Source organism: Streptomyces milbemycinicus (assembly GCF_002154605.1).
Classification (GTDB): Bacteria; Actinomycetota; Actinomycetes; order Streptomycetales; family Streptomycetaceae; genus Streptomyces; species Streptomyces milbemycinicus.
Genome location: NZ_MUNE01000616.1, coordinates 1 through 21371, shown reverse-complemented (window position 1 = coordinate 21371; position 21371 = coordinate 1). Strand labels below are relative to the sequence as shown.

The following is a 21371-nucleotide window of genomic DNA, read 5'->3' as shown; positions in this document are numbered from 1 at the left end:
CCGCGCCGGATGTCGGCCGGGGCGGCGCGGAGGGACGACCATCAGGGCGCGCGGGGCGTACGGCAGCTCCCGGACGGCCGTCAGGCTCTCCGCGAGCAGCCGCTGCCGCACCCTCAGCCGGAGCGGCGCCCCGGCCGCGCCCGCGCCTGGCCGGCTCTGGGCCAGCAGCGAGGCGACGGTCGTGTCGTACGTCAGGGCGGTCATCCGCTCGCCGAGCGCGACCGCGCGGTCGTCCGTGGCCCCGCCGGTGACCAGCGCGCCGGAGGAGCGGCGCAGCCTGGCGACGGTGCTGCCGGAGGCCAGCACCGTCGCCAGGCCCAGCCGCTCGGCGTACCCGGCGATCCCGGCGTCCACCGCGCCGCCCGCCGGCCAGGCCACATCGGCGCGGGCGTCGGTGTCCAGCTCCTGGTCCACCACGTCCTTGCCCGCCCGGGAGGCCCGGCGCAGCAGCCCCGCCAGCGCGTCGCCGCCGGGGCCGCCGCGGGCGAGCGAGGCCAGGTCGGGGTCCGCGTACGGCAGCGCGATGACGTCCTGTCCGCGCACCGCCCGCTTGAGCGCGGCCAGCCAGGCCGCCGCCGCCCGCCCGCCCGTGCCCTCGGTGGTCTGCCGGGGGTCGGTGGCGCCGGGGGCGCGGGCCACCCGGTAGCCGTCCGCCATCGCCCGCGCCTGCGCCACCAGGTCCGGGTCCACCGCCCAGGTCACCGGCAGCCGCGCGCCCGTCTCGACCAGCCGCCACAGCCGCCCGCCCTTGGCGAACGCCGCGGCCAGCGTGTCATCGCGGAACACCGGCCGCACGCTCTCCGGGGTGCGCAGGGTCAGCGCCTCCATATGCGGGGTTTCGGTGATCGGCCACAGCACGGTGGTGCGCAGCGGCTGGTACGCCGTGCCCTCCGGATAGACCGGCAGGAAGGTGCGGGCCAGCCCGAGGACGGCCCCGTCCTCGCGGGCCACGTCCACCGTCAGCCCGTACGCCCCCGCGCCGTCCGTCCCCAGCTCCGGCACCGGGACCCGCAGCCGGAAGTCGCGACGGGCACCGGGGTCGAGGGAGGGCAGCCGGTGGATATGGCCGGAGATCTCCTCGCCGTCCGCCCGGTTGAGGTCCGTGCGCCCGGCCGCGACGGCGAGGCCGCTGCGCGTGCCGAGCGCCACCGGCCCGGTTCGCACGCCCACATGCGCGCCGGTGACGCGGTGCCGCGAGTGGTTGACCACGGTGCCGCTGAGCGTGAGCCAGCCGTCCGGGCGCCGCAGGACGGCCGGGCTCGACGACGCCAGTCGGACGGTCACGGCGTACGAGCTCCGGTGGCCGCCGACGCGGTCAGGACCAGGGCCACGGGTGGCACCGGACGGGGTGGCGCGGGGGCTCTCGTACGAGGGCGCGGAGGGCACGGAGGGCACGGCCGCCGCGGCCGGTACTACCGGCGGCAGCACGGGCATGACCAGAACCGAACTCAGGGCGACGCTCAGGACCGCGCTGAGGGCGGCGACCGCCGCGACGATCGCTCGCGCACATCTCCCGTCGCGTGCCACTACCGCCACCTCGGCGTCGGTCCGTACCGCCCCCGTGAACGGACGCGGTGTCACCAGACCACCACGGGCGGGCCCGTACCGCACGTCCAAGGGCCCCGCCCGAGCCGACGGCCTGAGCCCCGCGCCAGCCGCGCGTCAGCCCCGCGTGGTGGCGGCCAACCCACGGGGCCGGGCATCCAGCACCGTGCGCAGCGACGCGAAGTCCTCGACGCAGCGCCCGGTGCCGAGGGCCACACAGTCCAGCGGCTCGTCGGCCACCAGCACCGGGATGTCCAGCTCGCGGCTGAGCCGGACGTCGAGGCCGCGCAGCAGCGCGCCGCCGCCGGTCAGCACGATGCCCCGGTCCATGATGTCGCCCGCCAGCTCCGGCGGGGTCTCGTCCAGCGTGGACCGCACCGCCGCGACGATGCTGTCCACCGGCTCGGCCAGCGCGTGCCGCACCTCATCCGCCGTCAGCTCCAGGACCTTCGGCAATCCGGTGACCAGGTCCCGGCCGCGGATGGTGCAGCGGTCCGGGGGCAGCAGCGTCTGCGTCTGCTCCGGGTCGGCAGCCTTGCCGGATCCGTCGAGCCCGTCACCGTTACCGGGCTTGTCGAGCGAAAGGCCCTCGCCGCTCCGGGTGGCCGACACCACCTCCACATTCCGCTCGGGGCGCCTGACGGACGATCCGCTGCCGGGCGCGGACCAGGTGCCGACCGCTGTGGCGGAGCCGATGCTCACCTTGATCTCCTCGGCCGTCCGCTCCCCGATCGCCAGGGCGTACCGCTTCTTCACATGCGTGCTGATCGCGGCGTCCATCGCATCGCCCGCCATGCGCACCGAGCGGGCGGTGACGATCCCGCCCAGCGAGACCACGGCCACCTCGGTCGTGCCGCCGCCCACGTCGACCACCATGCAGCCGGTCGGGTCGCTCACCGGCAGCCCCGCGCCGATCGCCGCCGCCATCGGCTCCTCGATCAGATGCACTTGGCGCGCCCCGGCCTGTGAGGCGGCCTCCATGACCGCGCGCCGCTCGACGCCCGTGATGCCGGAGGGCACACACACCACGACGCGGGGGCGGGAGAGCCGGCGGCTGCCCGTGACCTTCTTGATGAAGTGCCGCAGCATCCGCTCGGCGATCTCGAAGTCGGCGATGACCCCGTCTCGAAGCGGGCGGACGGCGACGATGTTGGAGGGGGTGCGCCCCATGGTCTCCTTCGCCTCGGAGCCGACCGCCAGCACGCTCCCGTCCGTCGTGCTGACCGCGACGACTGACGGCTCATTGAGCACAATCCCCCTGCCCCGCACGTACACCAGGGTGTTCGCCGTGCCGAGGTCGATTCCGACATCACGTCCCGTGAACGTCTTGTTCTGCGCCATAAGTTGACATTATTGCTTATGCCGGATTCTTGTCCGGCACTGATGTCGACCGCACCCTCGTGCGACCGGATCGCTGCTACCTTGCGTTCATGATCATGTGACAGGAGGGGACACCGGAGCGGAACGACATCGCCTGCTCCACCGTTTACAGAGGTGGAGAGTTACCCCAACAACAAACACGTCACGGAATAGTGGCCGTCAAATCACCATAAGGACGGACAGGTTGTCTCCGTCCGGTCGCAGGCGTGTCACGGACGACAGACACGACTTGTCTGGTTGTCGTACCCGGCTGTTAGTTTTATGGCTCGAACTCTTCGTTCGCGCTCCCATCAGCACAAATCCCCGGAGCGCGGACATCACCTTCATCCCCGGGGGATCTCCATGAGCCAGAACTGGCAGCAGCCTCAGCAGCCGCAGCCGCCCCAGCAGCCCGGCGGTTACGGCTACCCGGCCCAGCCGCCGCAGCCGCAGTTCGGCGGCCCGCAGCAGCAGCCGCAGTTCGCGGGCGGCTTCCCGCCGCCGGCGCCCCCGGCCGGCCGCCAGGGCAACCCCGCTCTCGCCGTCCTCGCCGCCGTCGTCGCCGCTCTGGTCGGCGGGTTCCTCTACGCCTTCCTGCTGAGCGCGCTGGCCGACACGGACGGCCAGGAGCCGAAGATCACCCAGTTCGCCTACGCGGGTGTCGCGGTCGGCGCGCTCGTGGGTTTCGTCATCGCCAAGCTGGGCGGCCGCAACCCCGCGCTGTGGGTGATCGGCGCGGTTCTGGCCCTGGTAGCGGTGTTCATCGGTGAGACGTACGGCTACGCGATGGTCATGAGCGACTGGTTCGGCAACAACGAGAGCTCGCTCCGCGCCATCGGCGTTGACCCGCTGTCCGCGAACGAGATCTTCTTCAGCCACTTCAACTCGCCTGTGTTCGAGGTGAACGGACAGTCCACCCCCAGCCTGTTCGACGCGTGGAAGGACGACGCCGACGCCCTGACCTGGATCTTCATGATCCTGGCCCCGGCCGCGGCGGTCTCCACCTCCTACCGCCTCAGCAACCGCTGACGCCGATAGCGCGCTACATACGGGTTGGGCCCCGACCGCATCGCGGTCGGGGCCCAACCTGTATGTGCTGCACCCGTTTGTGCTGCGCGCTCAGCGCTTGTCGTGCTGCGAGGGAGCGACCGTCACCTCGACCCGCTGGAACTCCTTGAGCTCCGAGTACCCCGTCGTGGCCATCGCCCGGCGCAGCGCGCCGAAGAAGTTCATCGAGCCGTCGGGGGTGTGGGAGGGGCCCAGCAGGATCTCCTCCGTGGTGCCCACCGTGCCCAGGTTCATCCGCTTGCCGCGCGGCACCTCGTCGTGCACGGCCTCCATGCCCCAGTGGTGCCCCCGGCCCGGCGCGTCCGTGGCCCGCGCCAGCGGCGAACCCACCATCACCGCGTCCGCACCGCAGGCGATGGCCTTGGGCAGATCGCCGCTCCAGCCGACGCCACCATCGGCGATCACATGCACATACCGGCCGCCGGACTCGTCCATGTAGTCCCGGCGGGCGGCGGCGACATCGGCGACGGCGGTCGCCATCGGCACCTGGATGCCCAGCACATTGCGCGTGGTGTGCGCGGCGCCGCCGCCGAACCCGACCAGCACTCCGGCCGCGCCCGTCCGCATCAGATGCAGCGCGGCGGTGTAGGTGGCACAGCCGCCCACGATGACCGGGACGTCCAGCTCATAGATGAACTGCTTCAGGTTCAGCGGCTCGGCGGCGCCGGAGACATGCTCGGCCGAGACCGTGGTCCCACGGATCACAAAGATGTCGACCCCGGCGTCCACGACGGCCTTGGAGAACTGCGCGGTGCGCTGCGGGGAGAGCGCGGCGGCCGTCACCACACCCGAGTCGCGCACCTCCTTCAGCCGCTGTCCGATCAGCTCTTCCTTGATCGGCGCGGCGTAGATCTCCTGCATACGCCGGGTCGCGGTCTGCTCGTCCAGCTCGGCGATCTCCGCGAGCAGCGGCTCCGGGTCCTCGTAGCGGGTCCACAGGCCCTCGAGGTTGAGCACCCCGAGACCGCCCAGCTCGCCGATACGGATGGCGGTCTTCGGCGAGACCACCGAATCCATCGGGGCGGCGAGGAACGGCAGCTCAAAGCGGTAGGCGTCGATCTGCCAGGCGATTGAGACCTCCTTCGGGTCCCGGGTACGACGACTCGGCACAACGGCGATGTCGTCGAACGCGTACGCCCTGCGGCCGCGCTTGCCGCGCCCGATCTCGATCTCAGTCACGTGGGTGCCTTTCGCTCTTCAGGTCTGCCGTCCCAGTATCCCTGCCCCTTCGTACGCGCTAACGAGCGGAGTAGTTGGGTGCCTCGGTGGTCACCTGGATGTCATGCGGGTGGCTCTCCTTGAGCCCGGCCGCCGTGATCCGTACGAAGCGGCCCTTCTCCTTGAGCTCCGCCACATTCGCCGAGCCGACATACCCCATCGACGCCCGCAGACCGCCCACGAGCTGGTGCGCCACCGAGGCGAGCGGGCCCCGGTAGGGCACCTGGCCCTCGATACCCTCGGGCACCAGCTTGTCCTCGGAGAGCACATTGTCCTGGAAGTAGCGGTCCTTGGAGTACGAGCGGGCCTGGCCGCGCGACTGCATAGCGCCCAGCGAACCCATGCCCCGGTAGGACTTGAACTGCTTGCCGTTGATAAAGACCATCTCGCCCGGCGACTCCTCGCACCCGGCCAGCAGGCTGCCCAGCATGACCGTGTCCGCGCCCGCCGCGATCGCCTTCGCGATATCGCCCGAGTACTGCAGGCCGCCGTCGCCGATCAGCGGCACCCCGGCCGCATGGCACGCCTGCGCGGCCTCGTAGATCGCCGTCACCTGCGGCACGCCGATGCCCGCGACCACCCGGGTGGTGCAGATCGAGCCCGGCCCGACGCCGACCTTGACCCCGTCCACACCGGCGTCGATCAGCGCCTGGGCGCCGTCCCGGGTGGCGACATTGCCGCCCACCACATCGACCCTGATGTTGGACTTCAGCTTGGCGATCATGTCGAGGATGCCGCGGCTGTGGCCATGCGCGCTGTCGACCACGAGGAAGTCCACCCCGGCCTCGACCAGCGCCTGTGCCCGGTCGTACGACTCGTCCCCGACGCCGACCGCCGCACCGACGATCAGCCGCCCGTCGGCGTCCTTGGCCGCGTTCGGATACTTCTCGGCCTTCACGAAGTCCTTGACGGTGATCAGGCCCTTGAGCACGCCCGCGTCATCGACCAGCGGCAGCTTCTCGATCTTGTGGCGGCGCAGCAGCTGCATCGCGTCCTCGCCGGAGATCCCGACCTTGCCGGTGACCAGCGGCATCGGGGTCATGACCTCGCGGACCTGGCGGCGCCGGTCCGTCTCGAAGGCCATGTCACGGTTGGTGACGATGCCGAGCAGCTTGCCCGCCGCGTCCGTCACCGGGACACCACTGATCCGGAACTTTCCACACAGGGCGTCCGCCTCGGCCAGCGTCGCATCCGGCCGGACCGTGATCGGGTCGGTCACCATGCCGGACTCGGACCGCTTGACCAGATCGACCTGATTGGCCTGGTCCTCGATCGACAGATTGCGGTGCAGCACGCCGGCGCCGCCCTGACGGGCCATGGCGATGGCCATCCGGGACTCGGTCACCTTGTCCATGGCGGCGGACAGCAGCGGCACATTGACCCGGACGTTTCGAGAGACTCTGGACGAGGTGTCGACCGCGTTCGGCAGCACCTCGGAGGCGCCCGGCAGCAGCAGCACATCGTCGTACGTCAGCCCGAGCATCGCGAATTTCTCAGGCACTCCGTCGACGTTGACAGTCATGACACCCTTCCAATGGTCTTGCCCCAGCGCGGACTCCCATGCTAACGGGCGCGACAGGTGCCCCATTCCTCCCTGTGGAAAACCCCGTGGCCTGCCGAAACGACGGAACGACACGGCCTCGGGCACGTGGGGGTGCTCGACTTACTCGGGGTCCGCTTGATCGTCTACTGCTCGGCGAGCGCTCGCAGCCTGCTCAGGGCCCGGTGCTGGGCCACCCGGACCGCGCCCGGCGACATCCCGAGCATCTGCCCGGTCTCCTCCGCGGTCAGCCCGACCGCGACCCGCAGCAGCACCAGCTCGCGCTGGTTCTCCGGAAGGTTCGCCAGCAGCTTCTTGGCCCACTCGGCGTCACTGCTCAGCAGCGCCTGCTCCTCGGGGCCGAGCGAGTCGTCCGGCTGCTCCGGCATCTCGTCCGAGGGCACAGCCGTGCTGCCCGGGTGGCGCATGGCCGCGCGCTGCAGATCGGCGACCTTGTGCGCGGCGATGGCCACGACGAACGCCTCGAAGGGCCGGCCGGTGTCGCGGTAGCGCGGCAGCGCGCACAGCACCGCGAGGCAGACCTCCTGCGCCAGGTCGTCCACGAAATGGCGGGCGTCGCCCGGCAGCCGCGAAAGCCGCGTCCGGCAATAGCGCAGCGCGAGCGGATGCACATGGGCGAGCAGATCGTGGGTGGCCCGTTCGTCCCCCTCTGCGGCGCGCCGGACAAGGGCGCCGATGGCCCCTTGGGTCCCGGGGCCGCCGACCGGCGGGGACCCCTGGGTCTCGTCGTCGCGCATCCGTCCATGGTGCCTTGGCGTCGCGGCTTCCGTGGCACCGCGTCCGTAGTTGTGCGCTGAAGCGTTATGAGCAGGTGCGCCGGCTGTCGTCACGTCCTGCGCTCTCCCCTCACGCCCGACCGACATGTCCCCGAGGAACTCCACACCTTCAAGGATGCGGCATCGCCCGGCGAACCAACATAAGCCGCCGCCCTTCGCCCCGCCCGCCACCCGACGGGCGGGGACCGTCGGCCCCCTTTTTCGGGCTTTTATCTCCCCCGGCCACCGCGGGGAAGTGCCTCCGTCGGGGCGCTACAGCCTCCGCCGGCCAGGGCCCGGACCGGGTCTAACGGACCAGGCCCCAGCGGAAGCCGAGCGCCACCGCGTGTGCCCGGTCCGAGGCGCCGAGTTTCTTGAACAGCCGCCGCGCATGCGTCTTGACCGTGTCCTCGGACAGAAACAGCTCACGGCCGATCTCCGCATTGGACCGGCCGTGGCTCATGCCCTCCAGCACCTGGATCTCACGGGCGGTGAGCGTGGGCGCCGCGCCCATCTCGGCGGAGCGCAGCCGGCGCGGGGCCAGCCGCCAGGTCGGGTCGGCCAGCGCCTGGGTCACGGTGGCGCGCAGCTCGGCACGCGAGGCGTCCTTGTGCAGATAGCCACGGGCGCCGGCGGCCACGGCCAGCGCGACGCCGTCCAGGTCCTCGGCGACCGTGAGCATGATGATCCGGGCGCCGGGGTCGGCCGAGAGCAGCCGCCGCACGGTCTCGACACCGCCGAGGCCGGGCATCCGCACGTCCATCAGAATCAGATCCGAACGGTCGGCCCCCCAGCGGCGGAGGACTTCCTCGCCGTTGGCCGCCGTCGTCACACGCTCGACGCCGGGCACGGTCGCCACCGCACGGCGCAGCGCCTCTCGGGCAAGCGGGGAGTCGTCGCAGACGAGGACGGATGTCATGACCGCCCTCCGCAGCTGATGCGCGTCACCTTGAGCCTCCAGGCTGGTACATATCGTCACCTGTGCGATTGACAGCCTCGGACATCCGTCCGAGAGCTTTACCCATCAACCGCCTCCGCACTCTCAACGACGGTCACCCGAAAGAGTTACGGGGTCCAGCGGCCACCTTCGACACTCTACGTGAGGGAACGGACACAGAGCTGCTTCATCGCGGCCGCCGCGCCCCAGCCCGACTTTCGCCCTCTTCGATGGCATTTGGCGACCTTGCTTCCAATTTGCCGGTCTCTGTGGCTAGATTCGCAATGAGTCATATTTACATCTACTTACACAGTAGGTGTACGACCCAGGACGCAGCGTCCGCACCAGATCGCTTCGAGGAGATAAGGCAATGGCAGATTTCTCCCGTCTTCCCGGTCCGAACGCCGACCTGTGGGACTGGCAGCTCCTGGCCGCGTGTCGTGGGGTCGACAGCTCGCTCTTCTTCCATCCGGAGGGAGAGCGCGGCGCTGCCCGCAGCGCACGCGAGATGTCAGCCAAAGAGGTGTGCATGCGATGCCCCGTACGCGCGGAGTGCGCGGCGCACGCGCTGGCGGTTCGTGAGCCGTACGGCGTGTGGGGCGGACTGACCGAGGACGAACGTGAGGAGCTCATGGGGCGGGCACGCCACCGGGCCGTGGCCACCTCTGGCGCCGGAGCTCCCGGCGCCTGATCGCGCCCGCGATCACCGCAATTCTGAAGAAACGACGCCTCCGGGAGGACGCCCAGGCCAGACTCCGACCCCCCGTTCAGCCGACCGTCACGGCCGTGGTTCGCCTCGCGCCGCCGACTCCAGCCGCTCCAGCATGGCCGCCACCGCCGGGACCCGGGCGAGGTCCGGCAGGGTGAGCGCGACGACCTCCCGCCGCACGGCCGGCTCCACCGCCACCATCGCGGCGCCCTTGGCCCGTACGGACTCCAGCGCCAGCTCCGGCAGCACCGCCACCCCCAGCCCGGCCGCCACCAGCCCGATCACCGCCGGATAGTCGTCCGTCGCGAAGTCGATCCGGGGCGTGAAGCCCGCCGCCTCGCACACATCCACCAGATGCCTGCGGCAGCGCGGGCAGCCCGCGATCCACGGCTCCTCGGCCAGCTCCCCGATGCCCACCGCACCGGCCCCCGCCAGCCGGTGCCCGTCGGGCACCACGCCCACCAGCCGGTCGCTCAGCAGCGGCCGTACGACCAGGTCGTCCTTGCCCCACGGGCCCTCGACCGGAGCAATCAGCTCCTCCGCGTCCGGCACCGCCGGCTCGACCTCCGGGTAACGGAAGGCCACGGCGATCTCGACATCGCCCGCGCGCAACAGCTCCACCGAGCGCGGCGGCTCGGCCTCCACCAGCGAGACCCGGGTCCCCGGGTAGTCCTTGCGCATCTCGGCGAGCGCGGTCGGCACAAGCGTCGAGCTGCCGCTGGGGAAGGACGCCAGCCGCACCCGGCCGGCCCGCAGTCCGGCGATCGCGGCGACCTCCTCCTCGGCCGCGGTCAGCCCGGCCAGGATCCCCGCCGCGTGCCGCACCAGCGCATCGCCGGCCTGCGTCAGCCGCATCTCCCGGCCCGTACGGATCAGCAGCGGCGTGCCCGTGGACTGTTCGAGGGCCTTCATCTGCTGGCTGACGGCGGGCTGGGTGCAGCCCAGCTCACGGGCCGCCGCGGAGAAGGAGCCCGTGGCGGCCACGGCGCGCAGCACCCTCAGATGACGAGCCTCGATCATGGGTCGAGTATAAGCGACCCTTGGATACGACCTCGGATATCGCGGCGATGCTTTGGGCGATGGGCCGAAACACCTTTGAACCGCGCCGCCGCGGTCCTTTAGCGTGCTGTCATGACCCGTATCCATGAGGCCGGGCCCGCGCACCCGCCGACCGCGACCGTGCTCACCGTGAACGTCGGCCGCCTCATGCCGGTCGGGTACACCGACGCCCCCTCCGGCGGCACCGGTATCGACAAGCGCCCCGCCGACGGGCCGGTGCGGGTGGTGGCCCCGGGCCGCAAGGGCGAGGCCGGCAGCGGACTCGTCGGCGACACGGTCAGCGACACCCGCCACCACGGCGGGAACGACCAGGCGGTGTACGCCTACGCGCGCGAGGACCTGGACGCCTGGGCGCGCGAGCTGGGCCGCGAGCTGCCGAACGGCGTCTTCGGCGAGAACCTCACCACCCAGGGCATCGACGTGACCGGCGCCCGGATCGGCGAGCGCTGGCGGATCGGCCCCGACCTGCTGCTCGAAGTGGCCTCCGCCCGCATCCCGTGCCGGACCTTCGCGTCCTGGCTGGGCGTGGAGCGCTGGGTGAAGCGGTTCACTCAGGCCGCCGTCCCCGGGGCGTATCTGCGGGTCCTCGAGCCGGGCGAGATACGCGCCGGGGACCCGGTCGAGATCGTGCACCGTCCCGACCACGAGGTGACCGTCGGCTTCGCCTTCCGCGCCGCCACCACCGAACGCGCCCTGTTGCCGCGGGTGCTGGCCGCGGGCGACGCGCTCCACCCCGAACTGCGGGAATCCGCGCACTCTTTCACCGGAACTCTTTCCATCACATCGAAGAACTGATCCGGACGAGTGCGCTCCGACCCCCGCCATGGCCGCTAACGTGCGCGTATGACGACTGCGTTGATTACGGGAACCACGGCGGGCATCGGCGCCGCCTTCGCGAGCCGGCTCGCGGCGGACGGCCACAACCTGGTGCTGGTGGCGCGGGACGAGAAGCGGCTGCGCGAACAGGCCGCCGACCTCCACGACCGCCATGGGGTGGAGGCGGACGTGCTGCGGGCCGATCTGTCCGAGGACGACGGCATCGCGGCGGTCGAGGCGCGCCTGGGCGACCGCAAGCACCCGATCGATCTACTCGTCAACAACGCCGGGTTCGGCAACAAGGGCCGCTATCTCGAGGTGTCCATGGCGGATGAGCTGCGGATGATGAAGGTGCACTGCGAGGCCGTCCTGCGGCTCACCACGGCCGCGGCCGAGACCATGCGGGCCCGGGGGCGCGGCGGGGTGATCAACGTCGCCTCGATCGCGGCGTTCTTCCCGCGCGGCACGTACGGGGCCAGCAAGGCCTGGGTCGTGCAGTTCACGCAGGGCGCGGCGCGGGACCTGGCGAGCTCGGGGGTGCGGCTGATGGCGCTGTGCCCGGGGTTCGTACGGACCGAGTTCCACGCACGGGCCGGGATCAAGCCGGACAGCGTGCCGAGCTGGATGTGGCTGGACGCGGACCGGTTGGTGACGGCGGCGCTCAAGGACTTCGCGCGGGGCAAGGCGCTGTCGATCCCCGATCCGCGGTACAAGGCCATGACGGGGCTGGCGAAGCTGGCGCCGCGGGCGGCGGTCTCGGTCGTCTCGTCGAACGTGGGACGGCCCCCCAAGGGACAGCCGAAGGGACAGTCCAAGGGATAGCCCGGGGGATGGCCCGAGGGACGCTGACCCCCAGACCTGAAACGGCCCCGGCAAACCTGAAACCGCCCCGGAACGCATCAGGCGCGGCCACCCGCGAGGGGTGACCGCGCCGTGCGTGGAGTGCGCGGTGGGCGCGTCAGTGCGAGTGACCGTGGCCGTGGCCCGCGGCCTCCGGCTCTTCCTCGGCCGGCTTCTCGACCACCAGCGTCTCGGTGGTGAGCAGCAGGGAGGCGATGGACGCCGCGTTCTCCAGGGCGGAGCGGGTGACCTTGACCGGGTCGATGACGCCGGCCTTCACCAGGTCGCCGTACTCGTCGGTGGCCGCGTTGTAGCCGTGGCCCTTCTCGAGCTCGGCCACCTTGGAGGTGATGACGTAGCCCTCAAGGCCCGCGTTCTCGGCGATCCAGCGCAGCGGCTCGACCGCGGCGCGGCGGACGACCGCGACACCGGTGGCCTCGTCGCCCTCCTTGCCGAGGTTGTCCTCCAGCACCTTGACGGCGTGGACGAGCGCGGAGCCACCACCGGAGACGATGCCCTCCTCGACCGCGGCGCGGGTCGCGGAGATGGCGTCCTCCAGGCGGTGCTTCTTCTCCTTGAGCTCCACCTCGGTGGCGGCGCCGACCCGGATCACGCAGACGCCGCCGGCCAGCTTGGCCAGCCGCTCCTGCAGCTTCTCGCGGTCCCAGTCGGAGTCCGTGGCCTCGATCTCGGCCTTGATCTGGGCGATCCGGCCGGTGACGTCCTCGGACTTGCCGCCACCGTCGACGATGGTGGTGTCGTCCTTGGTGACGGTCACGCGGCGGGCGGTGCCCAGCACGTCCAGGCCGACCTGGTCGAGCTTGAGGCCGACCTCCTCGGCGACGACGGTGGCACCGGTGAGGGCGGCCATGTCGCCGAGCATCGCCTTGCGGCGGTCGCCGAAGCCGGGGGCCTTCACGGCGACGGCGTTGAAGGTGCCGCGGATCTTGTTGACGACGAGGGTGGACAGGGCCTCGCCCTCCACGTCCTCGGCGATGATCAGCAGCGGCTTGCTGCCACCCTGGATGACCTTCTCCAGCAGCGGCAGCAGGTCCTGGATCGAGGCGATCTTGCCCTGGTGGATCAGGATGTACGGGTCCTCGAGGATGGCCTCCATGCGCTCCTGGTCGGTGACCATGTACGGAGACAGGTAGCCCTTGTCGAAGGCCATGCCCTCGGTGAAGTCGAGCTCCAGGCCGAAGGTGTTGGACTCCTCGACGGTGATCACACCGTCCTTGCCGACCTTGTCCATCGCCTCGGCGATGAGCTCGCCGACCTGCTTGTCCTGGGCGGACAGCGCGGCCACGGCGGCGATGTCGCTCTTGGAGTCGATCGGGCGGGCGGTGGCCAGCAGCTCGTCGGAGACCGCCTTGACGGCCGCGTCGATGCCCTTCTTCAGGGCGGCCGGGGAGGCGCCGGCGGCCACGTTCCGCAGGCCCTCGCGGACCAGCGCCTGGGCCAGGACGGTGGCGGTGGTGGTGCCGTCACCCGCGATGTCGTTGGTCTTGGTCGCCACCTCCTTGACGAGCTGGGCGCCCAGGTTCTCGTACGGGTCCTCGACCTCGACCTCACGGGCGATGGTGACACCGTCGTTGGTGATGGTCGGAGCGCCGAACTTCTTGTCGATGACGACGTTGCGGCCCTTGGGGCCGATCGTCACCTTGACGGTGTCGGCGAGCTTGTTGACGCCACGCTCGAGGGCGCGACGGGCGTCCTCGTCAAACTTCAGGATCTTCGCCATGGGTTGCGTATGTCCTCTCGAACGAACCGCGCCCCGGCCCCGGTATGGACAGGGGCACCGGGGCGCGGCTCACAGGCAAAACTTCGGTGACTTACTTCTCGATGATCGCGAGGACGTCGCGAGCCGAGAGGACGAGGTACTCCTCGCCGTTGTACTTCACCTCGGTACCGCCGTACTTGCTGTAGAGCACGACGTCGCCGACGGAGACGTCGAGCGGGAGACGGTTGCCGTCCTCGAAGCGGCCCGGGCCCACGGCCAGGACGACGCCCTCCTGGGGCTTCTCCTTGGCAGTGTCCGGGATAACCAGGCCAGAGGCCGTGGTCTGCTCGGCGTCGAGCGGCTGGACCACAATGCGGTCCTCGAGCGGCTTGATGGCAACCTTGGAGCTGGCGGTCGTCACGATCCGACCTCCCCCTTCGGAGATCTCACGGGGTTAACTGTCTGAGGTGGCGACCAGGTGGATCCGTCGTCGCGGGTGCCGGACCTGCCCGTCGCTGTGTTTGGCACTCATCGATGCCGAGTGCCAGCCACGACATTATGACGCGGTTAGCACTCAGTCAACCAGAGTGCCAAAGCAGCGGGGTGACGCGGCGCCCCGGCAGCCCGGCGAACCACACCGGCCGCCGTCCCCGACGGCGCCCCTCAGGTGCCCCTCAGACGCCTCTCAGGTGCCCCTCAGACGCCCCTCAGGCGCTCCTCGGGCGCTCCTCAGAGGTAGTCCTCCAGCCGCGCCACGGCGAAGCCCTGCGACTGGATCTCCCGCAGCAGCGAGGTCATCACATCGGTCATCGTCCGCCCCTCCTGCTGGGCGGGGCCGCGGAAGTGGGCCAGGATGATGTCCCCGGAGTGCAGCCGGTCGCCGGACGCGTACTCCAGCCCGCCGGCCTTCATCTCGGCCGACCACATCACGAGCGCCCGCACCCCGCAGGCCGCCGCCGCGCGCACGGTGTCGTCGTCGACCGCCCCGTACGGCGGGCGGAAGAGATACGGCCGGGTGCCGAACTGGCGGGTGAGGATCTCCTGCTGGCCGCAGATCTCGTAGACCTGATGCTCGTACTCCAGATCGGGCAGCCTCGGATGGGTGAGCGTGTGGTTCTGCATCCCGTTGCCGAGTCGGCGCAGCTGCTCGAAGTAGCCGTAGTTGCCGGCCACCACGTCGTCCGTCAGAAAGCCGGTGAACGGCAGCCCCAGGTCGTGGGCCTGCTGCAGAAAGGCCGGGTCCTTTTCGGCGCCGTCGTCGATGGTCACGAAGACGACCGGTTCGTGGGTCGGCACATGGTCGACGATCGGCGGCCCGGCGGGCGCGCCGGCGGCGGGCGGTACGAGGGCCGGTTTCGCCGAGGGCGGCGGCGCCGTCTCCAGCGGCCCGTCGAGCCCCCAGCGGTGGTAGCCGTCCGGAGCCGCGGCGGCGGGCGAGGGCAGACCGGAGCCCGAGCCCGACGCGTGGGGCGAGCCGCGGCCCGCGCCCGGGGCATGGGCCCCCGACCCGGACGACGACGTGAACGACGGCGAAGACGATGCGGCGGCGCCCGGGCCCTTGTCCACCCGCGCGGTCCCGGCACCGGCTCCGTCGACATCCGAGCAGCCCGCGAGCAGAGCCGCGGCCGCGACCAATACGAAACACCTTGAAAGGCCAGTAAGGCCATTCTTGATCATCATCACATAAGCGATCTTCGGCCGGGTGTCGCGAACGCGCTCGCTGGAGCGGGGAGAATGGGCGACGTGGACGTTGACGCCTTCGACTCACTGCTCCGCGACGAAGGGCAGGCGCTGCTCCGCGAGCTCCAGGACTACGACCCGGCACGAGAGCTCGCCACGGCGACCCGGCTGCGCCGTGACCACCCCGCGGACCTGGTCTCGGCGGCCCTCACCCAGGCGCGGCTGCGGCAGCGCGCGGCCGCGAAATTCGGCGCCGCCGACGCCCACCGCATGTACTTCACGCCGAACGGTGTGGAACAGGCCACCCGCGCCTCCGTCGCCGCCTACCGCGCCGACCGCTTCGTCGAGCTCGGCGTGCGCCGCGTGGCCGACCTGTGCTGCGGCATCGGCGGCGACGCGGTCGCGTTCGCCCGCGCGGGCATCCCCGTCCTGGCCGTCGACCGGGACCCGCTGACCTGCGCGGTGGTCCGGGCCAACGCCGAGGTCCTGGGCCTGACCGAGCTCATCGAGGTGCGCCACGCGGACGTCACCGAGACCGACACCTCCGGATGCGACGCGATCTTCGTGGACCCCGCCCGGCGCGGCGGGCGCGGCCGTGTCTTCGACCCCGAGGCGTACTCCCCGCCGCTGTCCTGGGCCGTCCAGGCCGCCCGTACGGCCCCGCACGCGGCCCTCAAGGTCGCCCCGGGCATCCCGCACGAGGCGGTCCCCGAGGACGCCGAGGCCGAGTGGATCTCGGACCACGGCGATGTGAAGGAGGCCCTGCTGTGGTTCGGCACCGCCCGCCCGGGCATGCGCCGCGCCACGCTGCTCCCGGACCACCACACCCTCCTCGGCACCCCGCTGCTGCCGGACCCCGAGCCCGGCCCGGTCGGCCGCTGGCTGTACGAGCCGGACGGCGCGGTGATCCGCGCGCACCTGGTCGCCGACGTCGCCGCCCGGATCGGCGGCCGCCTCATCGACCCGACCATCGCCTACGTCACGGCGGACGATCTGCGCCCGACGCCTTACGCCCACGCGTACGAGATCACGGATGTGCTGCCCTTCAACCTCAAGAAGCTCAAGGCGCTGCTGCGCGAGCGGAAGGTCGGCGTCCTGACGGTGAAGAAGCGGGGCTCGGCGGTCGAGCCGGAGGAGCTGCGGAAGAGGCTCCGCCTCGAAGGGGTGAATTCCTGCACGGTCTTCCTGACCCGGGTCAGCGGCGCCCCGACGATGCTGCTGGGACACCCGGCCCAGGCTTAGGCCCTGTAGTCAAAGGGCGCCGCTCCTGGGACGCCGCGCCCCGGCCCGGGGCCGCGGCCTCTCAGGCCCGCTCCCCGCTGCCGCCCCTCGTCCGCAGCTCGAACCAGACGCCCTTGGCGTACATCCCCGCCGGGTCGCCGTCCGCCGTCCCCCACTCGTCGGCCAGCGCCGCGACCACCCCCAGGCCGCGCCCGTACATCCGGTCGCCCGCCGGGAGACAGACGCCGGTGGGGAGCTCGCTGCTCGCGTCGTAGACGCTGATGCGCAGCCGCAGCTGCTCGATCATCACGCGCAGCATCAGGGAGTCGCCCTCGGCGTGCAGATAGGCGTTGGTGGCCAGCTCCGAGGTGCAGGCTGTCGCGGTCTCGACGAGGTCTTCATGGCCCACGGAGTTCAGCACGCAGGCGACGAAATCCCGGCAGATCTTGGGGGAGGTGGCCCGGCGGGTGCTCTGCAGCGTGTACACGTACGGCTCTTCGGGGCCCGGGGAGGGCGAACTGCCCGCAGGACTGTCGTCAGGCTCGTGGTCGGGTCCCAATGTCAACGTCAACTCCCTGCGACGGGGCTGTTGGTGCGCGTACCGTTACGATGATCAACGCTTCGTAGCGGCGACACCACCTACCGTAGGACAGCGCTGCAAACAAGTGCTACGGATTCGTTGAATTTCCCCGACAAATAGCCCGCGAGGGTGACACGGATGGGAGGAACATGCCACCCAGGAGCGCCCCAACCGCCCGGCAACAGCGGTTGGGCACCGAGCTGCGCAGGATGCGGGAGGACGCGGGCCTCAGCATCCAGGAGGCCGCCGACCGGCTCGGCATCAACCGGACCCACATCACCAATCTGGAGCTGGCCCGGTTCGGGGTGAGCGAGGAGCGCGTACGCACCCTCGCCGCCATCTACGCCTGCCCGGACACCGCGTACATCGACGCGCTCGCCGCCATGACCCATGAGCGCAAGGGCGGTTGGTGGGAGGACTACCGGGGCCTGATCGCCACCGGCGGACTCGACCTGGCCGAAATGGAGTACTACGCGGCAAGCCTGCGCGTAGTCGGCCTCATCCACATCCCGGGGCTGCTGCAGACGGAGGAGTACGCCCAGGCGGTGATGGGCCAGGCCGTGCCCCCGTGGTCACCGCCGGAGCTGCGCCGCAGGCTCTCCCACCGGATGAAGCGCCGGGACATCCTGGACCGGGACGCGCCCCCGCTGTGCAGCTTCATCATCCACGAGGCCGCCCTGCACACCCGGTTCGGCGGGACGCGGGTGCTGCGGGCGCAGCTGGAGCGGCTGCTGGAGGCGTCGGAGCGCGAGAACGTCACCGTACGCGTCATCCCGCTCGTCACGGACGGATTCCCGGTCGCCGGCTCCACGGTCACCTATGCCTCGGGGCCCGTACCGCAGCTGGACACCGTGCAGTTCGACTCGGCGCTCGGCTCGATGTTCCTGGACGCGGAGTCCCAGCTGCGGAAGTACCGAGGGGTCCTGGACCACACCGTGGAAGTGGCCCTGCCCGTCGAGGAGTCACGGGACCTCGTACGCGCCGTCGCGCGACGCCTCAGATGAAGGCAACAGGCAAGGCAACAGGCAAAGGGAATGTGCGCCATCAACTGGCAGAAGTCCTCCTACTCCGGCCAGGGCGAAGGAGACGCCTGCGTCGAGGTCGCCTCCATGGGCGATGACATAGCGCTCCGCGAGGGCGATGACCCCGACAGAGTCGTGATCACCACCCCCGCGAAACTCGGATCGCTCCTCGCCGGCATCAAGGCCGGCGAGTTCGACCGGCTGGTGCCGCCGTGACCTTGCCGTCGCCGCCCGGAACGCCGGACGCGTCCGGCGCCGCCGAGGCGCCCGTCGCGGCTTCCTCGCCCCGCACCCGCCCCGGGAGCAGCAGCGCCGCGCTCAGCGCGGCCACGGCCAGCAGCGCGCCCGAGACACCGAAGGCCGTGGCGTAGCCGCCGGCGAGGGACCGTGGATCGTCACCGCCCGCCGCGTGCGCGGCCACCGTCACCAGCACCGCGAGCCCCAGCGAACCCCCGATCTGCCGCGAGCTGTTGACCAGACCCGAGGCCATGCCCATCTCCGGTGCCGGCACACCCGTCGTGGCCGCCGTCCCGAGCGGGACGACGCACAGGCCGACGCCGACGCTCGCGACCAGCGACGGGCCGAGCACCGAGTCGGCGAAGCCGCCGTCCACGCCGATCGCCAGCCCGAACCAGCCCATCCCGGCCGCCCCCAGCAGCCCGCCGCCGACCAGCAGCGTCCGCACGCCGAGCCGGGCGACGGCGCGGGTGGCGACGAGCGACCCGATCACGCTGCCGGCACAGAAGGGCAGAAACGCGGCCCCGGTGGCGATCGGCCCGTATCCGAGGATCTGCTGCATATACAGCGAGGCGAAGTAGAACGCCCCGAACTGGCCCGAGAAGAGCAGCAGGACGAAGAGGTTCCCGGCCAGCACCGGCCGCCGCCCCAGCAGCCCGATCCGCAACAGCGGCCGCTCCACCCGCCGCTCGACCACCACGAACGCGGCCAGCAGCACCAGCGCCGCGCCCAGTGTGCCCAGCGTCGTCGCCGAGCCCCACGCATAGGTCCGGGTCCGTACGAGCGCGAGCACCAGCGCCGTCATACCGCCGGTGACCAGCAGCGCCCCGGCGACATCGAGCCGGGGCCGCGGGCCCCCGCGCCGGTCGGGCTCCACCGCGGTCCGCGCCGCCACCAGCGCGAGGACCACGATCGGCACATTGATCAGCAGAACGGAGCGCCAGCCCGCCCATTCGGTGAGCAACCCGCCCACCAGCACCCCGACCGCGCCGCCCGCCGCCGCGGCCATGCCCCACAGCCCCAGCGCCCGGGACCGCGCGGGCCCCGCCGGGAAGGCCACAGTGATCAGCGTGAAGGCCACCGGCGCGAGCGCGGCCGCGCCGACGCCCTGGACGGCGCGGGCGGCGATCAGCCCGCCCGGCGACCCCACCAGGCCGCCGCCGAGGCTGGCGGCGCCGAAGAGCGCGAGCCCGCCCATCAGCGTCGCCCGCCTGCCGACGATGTCGGCGAGCCGCCCGCCGAGCATCAACAGCCCGCCGAAGGCGAGCGCGTAGGCATTGACGACCCACAGCAGGGCGTCGGGTCCGAAGCCGAGGTCTTCGCGCATATCGGGCAGCGCGACATTGACCACCGACATGTCCAGAGCCACGACGAATTGCACGGTGAGCGCCACCGCGAGCACCAGGCGGGCGTGTCCCGCACGGTCGTTCATGAGCTGCCTCCCTCTCGGTCCCCCAAGGCCAGGGCAGTTAGTATACGCGTACACAAACCTGGAGGGCGATGCCTCGGGTGGACAATGAGTCGGTGACGAGCGAGACGGGCGATACGGCAGGCGACGCGACAGGCGATACGGCAGGCGATACGGCGAGCGGCACGGGCGAGGCGCGCGCCGAGGGCAGGCGGGGCGGCGGGCGGCCTCGCCGGCTGGAGCTGGAGACGATCGTCGGCACCGCGCGCCGCATCCTCGAAGAGGAGGGCACGGCGGCCCTGTCGATGCGGCGGCTGGCCAAGGAGGTCGGCTCCACGCCGATGGCCCTCTACCGCCACGTCCGCGACAAGGACGAGCTGCTGATCCTCGTCCTGACCGGCGTCTCCAAGACGCTCCCCCGCCCCGAACTGCCCGAGGAGCCGCGCGAGCGGGTGTACGTGACGGCCCGCCACATGTACGAGGCGCTACGGGAGCTGCCGTGGGCGGTGGAAGTGCTCAGCCTCGGCGAGCTCACCGACCGGCACGCGCTGTGGATCGTCGAGGAGATCGTCGACTCGGCCATGGCCTGCGGGCTGACCGAACGCCAGGCCGTGCACGCCTACCGCACCCTGTGGCACTACGTCCTGGGCACGCTCACCTTCCAGGCGGCCCTCGCCCACCGCTCCCAGGACCCGGAACGGCGGCCCCACTTCCCCGACATGCTCTCCGAACTGGACGCGTCCGAACTGCCGCGGCTGGCCGCGCTGGGCGGGCGCTGGCAGGCCATCACGGACGCGTACGACGTCGCGGACCAGCTGCGCGCCCTCGTGGACGGGCTGCTCGGCCGCCCGAGCGCGTCCAATTGACGACGTAATCCCTCCTACGGGGCCGCACAGGCCCCCGCCCATGGCACGATCATCCCGCTAATGGGCGGATGAGAGGGTGGCAGGGGGCATGGGCAAAGAAAAACTGTCCGTATCGGATCAGGATCTGACAAGCCTGATCAAAGACCTGGAGGGGATGCAGAGCTACGTCGAGACGAAGATCGAACGGCTGAACCTCCTGGTCGAGTCCGTCGACAAGGACGAGAAGGGGCCCGCGGCCACCGCCTACAAGAAGCTGCAGCGCGATGTGAGCATGGACGCGGTACGGATCAGGCAGATGCTGAACGCCGTCGAGGAGGCGACGAAGGCACAGGGGGCGGACCCCGACCCCCGGTATCTGGACCTGCTGCAGCGGTTCCAGGCGCTCCAGAAGTCACCGGAGGGGCAGCACGGGCTGCACCCCCTGGGAGCCGCTGACGGCGACGACGATCCGGAGCCCGCGGCCTGACCCTCCCCGAGAGGCGCCCACCAAGGCCGGACGCTCAGCGCATGTCGTCCGGCCGACCGCCCGCCGGGTCCGCTTCGAACTCCTCGGGCACCTCGGGCTCTTCGAACTCTTCGAGTTCTTCGAGTTCTTCGGGTTCTTCGAGTTCCTCGAGTTCCTCGAGTTCTTCGGGCGCGGGGGTGAGTTCGCGGCTGACCAGGCGGTAGTAGCCGACCGCCTTGGCCATCCCCAGCGCTCCCGTCCCCGCGGCGACGAGAGCGAACCCCAGGGCCCGGGCGGAGCCGTCCGCGGCCGCCACGGCCGTCGA

21 protein-coding genes and 1 pseudogene are annotated in these 21371 nt (G+C 71.2%); 9 read left to right on the top strand and 13 right to left on the bottom strand.

Going from position 1 to position 21371, the window contains the following annotated elements; genetic code table 11:
* The coding region (locus CCN51_RS40530; protein ID WP_245881774.1) for a DUF6049 family protein at positions 1–1581 on the bottom strand (1581 nt) is incomplete at its 3' end.
* Positions 1582–1662: 81 nt separating this feature from the next.
* A complete protein-coding gene (locus CCN51_RS40525) occupies positions 1663–2886 on the bottom strand; it encodes a rod shape-determining protein (RefSeq protein ID WP_014178844.1) in 1224 nt (407 codons plus the stop codon).
* A 381-nt stretch (positions 2887–3267) separates the two neighbouring features.
* Here CCN51_RS40525 and CCN51_RS40520 point away from each other — a divergent pair, with 381 nt between their 5' ends.
* Entirely contained in the window at positions 3268–3933 is a 666-nt protein-coding gene (locus tag CCN51_RS40520) for a hypothetical protein (protein WP_014178843.1), read from the top strand.
* 90 nt (positions 3934–4023) lie between these two features.
* Here CCN51_RS40520 and CCN51_RS40515 read toward each other — a convergent pair whose 3' ends face one another.
* The 4 genes from CCN51_RS40515 to CCN51_RS40500 form a co-directional block, all read right to left on the bottom strand.
* Positions 4024–5151, bottom strand: a complete 1128-nt coding sequence (locus tag CCN51_RS40515) for a GuaB3 family IMP dehydrogenase-related protein (protein ID WP_014178842.1) — start codon at positions 5149–5151, stop codon at positions 4024–4026.
* 58 nt (positions 5152–5209) lie between these two features.
* Positions 5210–6712, bottom strand: coding sequence for an IMP dehydrogenase (gene guaB, locus CCN51_RS40510; protein ID WP_014178841.1), 1503 nt, complete (start codon positions 6710–6712; stop codon positions 5210–5212).
* Between the two features lie 164 nt (positions 6713–6876).
* Entirely contained in the window at positions 6877–7488 is a 612-nt protein-coding gene (locus CCN51_RS40505) for a sigma-70 family RNA polymerase sigma factor (protein WP_014178840.1), read from the bottom strand.
* A 325-nt stretch (positions 7489–7813) separates the two neighbouring features.
* The gene (locus CCN51_RS40500) at positions 7814–8425 is read right to left on the bottom strand and encodes a response regulator transcription factor (RefSeq protein ID WP_003948568.1); all 612 of its coding nucleotides are present in this window, start codon (positions 8423–8425) and stop codon (positions 7814–7816) included.
* A 388-nt stretch (positions 8426–8813) separates the two neighbouring features.
* On the opposite strand from CCN51_RS40500, the gene CCN51_RS40495 reads away from it, so the two are divergent.
* Positions 8814–9134, top strand: a complete 321-nt coding sequence (locus CCN51_RS40495) for a WhiB family transcriptional regulator (protein WP_014178839.1) — start codon at positions 8814–8816, stop codon at positions 9132–9134.
* An 87-nt stretch (positions 9135–9221) separates the two neighbouring features.
* Here CCN51_RS40495 and CCN51_RS40490 read toward each other — a convergent pair whose 3' ends face one another.
* A complete protein-coding gene (locus CCN51_RS40490; protein ID WP_014178838.1) occupies positions 9222–10172 on the bottom strand; it encodes a LysR family transcriptional regulator in 951 nt (316 codons plus the stop codon).
* A 111-nt stretch (positions 10173–10283) separates the two neighbouring features.
* Between CCN51_RS40490 and CCN51_RS40485 the strand changes: the two genes are divergently transcribed.
* On the top strand, positions 10284–11006 hold the full coding sequence (locus tag CCN51_RS40485) for an MOSC domain-containing protein (RefSeq protein ID WP_014178837.1): 723 nt from the start codon (positions 10284–10286) through the stop codon (positions 11004–11006).
* A 48-nt stretch (positions 11007–11054) separates the two neighbouring features.
* Positions 11055–11849 carry an SDR family NAD(P)-dependent oxidoreductase gene (locus tag CCN51_RS40480; protein ID WP_043487410.1) on the top strand — a complete coding sequence of 265 codons (795 nt, stop codon included), beginning with the start codon at positions 11055–11057 and terminating at the stop codon, positions 11847–11849.
* 136 nt (positions 11850–11985) lie between these two features.
* On the opposite strand, the gene groL is transcribed toward CCN51_RS40480, so the two are convergent.
* The 3 genes from groL to CCN51_RS40465 form a co-directional block, all read right to left on the bottom strand.
* The gene (groL, locus tag CCN51_RS40475) at positions 11986–13608 is read right to left on the bottom strand and encodes a chaperonin GroEL (RefSeq protein WP_014178835.1); all 1623 of its coding nucleotides are present in this window, start codon (positions 13606–13608) and stop codon (positions 11986–11988) included.
* Positions 13609–13699: 91 nt separating this feature from the next.
* Positions 13700–14008 (bottom strand): co-chaperone GroES, encoded by a 309-nt coding sequence (gene groES, locus CCN51_RS40470; protein WP_014178834.1) that lies wholly within the window; start codon positions 14006–14008, stop codon positions 13700–13702.
* Positions 14009–14316: 308 nt separating this feature from the next.
* Positions 14317–15222 (bottom strand): polysaccharide deacetylase family protein, encoded by a 906-nt coding sequence (locus tag CCN51_RS40465; RefSeq protein ID WP_014178833.1) that lies wholly within the window; start codon positions 15220–15222, stop codon positions 14317–14319.
* A 99-nt stretch (positions 15223–15321) separates the two neighbouring features.
* Here CCN51_RS40465 and CCN51_RS40460 point away from each other — a divergent pair, with 99 nt between their 5' ends.
* Positions 15322–16509 carry a class I SAM-dependent methyltransferase gene (locus tag CCN51_RS40460; RefSeq protein ID WP_014178832.1) on the top strand — a complete coding sequence of 396 codons (1188 nt, stop codon included), beginning with the start codon at positions 15322–15324 and terminating at the stop codon, positions 16507–16509.
* 61 nt (positions 16510–16570) lie between these two features.
* Here CCN51_RS40460 and CCN51_RS40455 read toward each other — a convergent pair whose 3' ends face one another.
* A complete protein-coding gene (locus CCN51_RS40455; RefSeq protein WP_238545443.1) occupies positions 16571–17053 on the bottom strand; it encodes an ATP-binding protein in 483 nt (160 codons plus the stop codon).
* A gap of 164 nt (positions 17054–17217) precedes the next feature.
* Here CCN51_RS40455 and CCN51_RS40450 point away from each other — a divergent pair, with 164 nt between their 5' ends.
* Positions 17218–18072: a Scr1 family TA system antitoxin-like transcriptional regulator gene (locus CCN51_RS40450; RefSeq protein ID WP_043487409.1), complete on the top strand. Its 855-nt coding sequence runs from the start codon at positions 17218–17220 to the stop codon at positions 18070–18072.
* Positions 18073–18102: 30 nt separating this feature from the next.
* Complete coding sequence (locus CCN51_RS40445; RefSeq protein WP_014178829.1) at positions 18103–18306, top strand: DUF397 domain-containing protein; 204 nt, start codon at positions 18103–18105, stop codon at positions 18304–18306.
* Here the strand turns inward: CCN51_RS40445 and CCN51_RS40440 are convergent.
* Positions 18269–19759, bottom strand: a complete 1491-nt coding sequence (locus CCN51_RS40440; protein ID WP_014178828.1) for an MFS transporter — start codon at positions 19757–19759, stop codon at positions 18269–18271. The genes CCN51_RS40445 and CCN51_RS40440 overlap by 38 nt on opposite strands.
* A 77-nt stretch (positions 19760–19836) precedes the next feature.
* On the opposite strand from CCN51_RS40440, the gene CCN51_RS40435 reads away from it, so the two are divergent.
* On the top strand, positions 19837–20601 hold the full coding sequence (locus CCN51_RS40435) for a TetR/AcrR family transcriptional regulator (RefSeq protein ID WP_014178827.1): 765 nt from the start codon (positions 19837–19839) through the stop codon (positions 20599–20601).
* An 88-nt stretch (positions 20602–20689) separates the two neighbouring features.
* The gene (locus CCN51_RS40430) at positions 20690–21067 is read left to right on the top strand and encodes a hypothetical protein (RefSeq protein WP_014178826.1); all 378 of its coding nucleotides are present in this window, start codon (positions 20690–20692) and stop codon (positions 21065–21067) included.
* 34 nt (positions 21068–21101) lie between these two features.
* Here the strand turns inward: CCN51_RS40430 and CCN51_RS53815 are convergent.
* Positions 21102–21371: pseudogene (locus CCN51_RS53815) on the bottom strand (hypothetical protein); the annotation flags it as partial.

Coding starts and splice junctions, on each gene's coding strand:
- CCN51_RS40490 (WP_014178838.1), bottom strand. CDS start 10,172: ATGATCGAGGCTCGTCATCTGAGGGTGCTGCGCGCCGTGGCCGCCACG.
- CCN51_RS40500 (WP_003948568.1), bottom strand. CDS start 8,425: ATGACATCCGTCCTCGTCTGCGACGACTCCCCGCTTGCCCGAGAGGCG.
- CCN51_RS40505 (WP_014178840.1), bottom strand. CDS start 7,488: ATGCGCGACGACGAGACCCAGGGGTCCCCGCCGGTCGGCGGCCCCGGG.
- guaB (WP_014178841.1), bottom strand. CDS start 6,712: ATGACTGTCAACGTCGACGGAGTGCCTGAGAAATTCGCGATGCTCGGG.
- CCN51_RS40460 (WP_014178832.1), top strand. CDS start 15,322: ATGGGCGACGTGGACGTTGACGCCTTCGACTCACTGCTCCGCGACGAA.
- CCN51_RS40445 (WP_014178829.1), top strand. CDS start 18,103: ATGTGCGCCATCAACTGGCAGAAGTCCTCCTACTCCGGCCAGGGCGAA.
- CCN51_RS40525 (WP_014178844.1), bottom strand. CDS start 2,886: ATGGCGCAGAACAAGACGTTCACGGGACGTGATGTCGGAATCGACCTC.
- CCN51_RS40480 (WP_043487410.1), top strand. CDS start 11,055: ATGACGACTGCGTTGATTACGGGAACCACGGCGGGCATCGGCGCCGCC.
- CCN51_RS40485 (WP_014178837.1), top strand. CDS start 10,284: ATGACCCGTATCCATGAGGCCGGGCCCGCGCACCCGCCGACCGCGACC.
- CCN51_RS40520 (WP_014178843.1), top strand. CDS start 3,268: ATGAGCCAGAACTGGCAGCAGCCTCAGCAGCCGCAGCCGCCCCAGCAG.
- groL (WP_014178835.1), bottom strand. CDS start 13,608: ATGGCGAAGATCCTGAAGTTTGACGAGGACGCCCGTCGCGCCCTCGAG.
- CCN51_RS40440 (WP_014178828.1), bottom strand. CDS start 19,759: ATGAACGACCGTGCGGGACACGCCCGCCTGGTGCTCGCGGTGGCGCTC.
- CCN51_RS40450 (WP_043487409.1), top strand. CDS start 17,218: ATGCCACCCAGGAGCGCCCCAACCGCCCGGCAACAGCGGTTGGGCACC.
- CCN51_RS40430 (WP_014178826.1), top strand. CDS start 20,690: ATGGGCAAAGAAAAACTGTCCGTATCGGATCAGGATCTGACAAGCCTG.
- CCN51_RS40495 (WP_014178839.1), top strand. CDS start 8,814: ATGGCAGATTTCTCCCGTCTTCCCGGTCCGAACGCCGACCTGTGGGAC.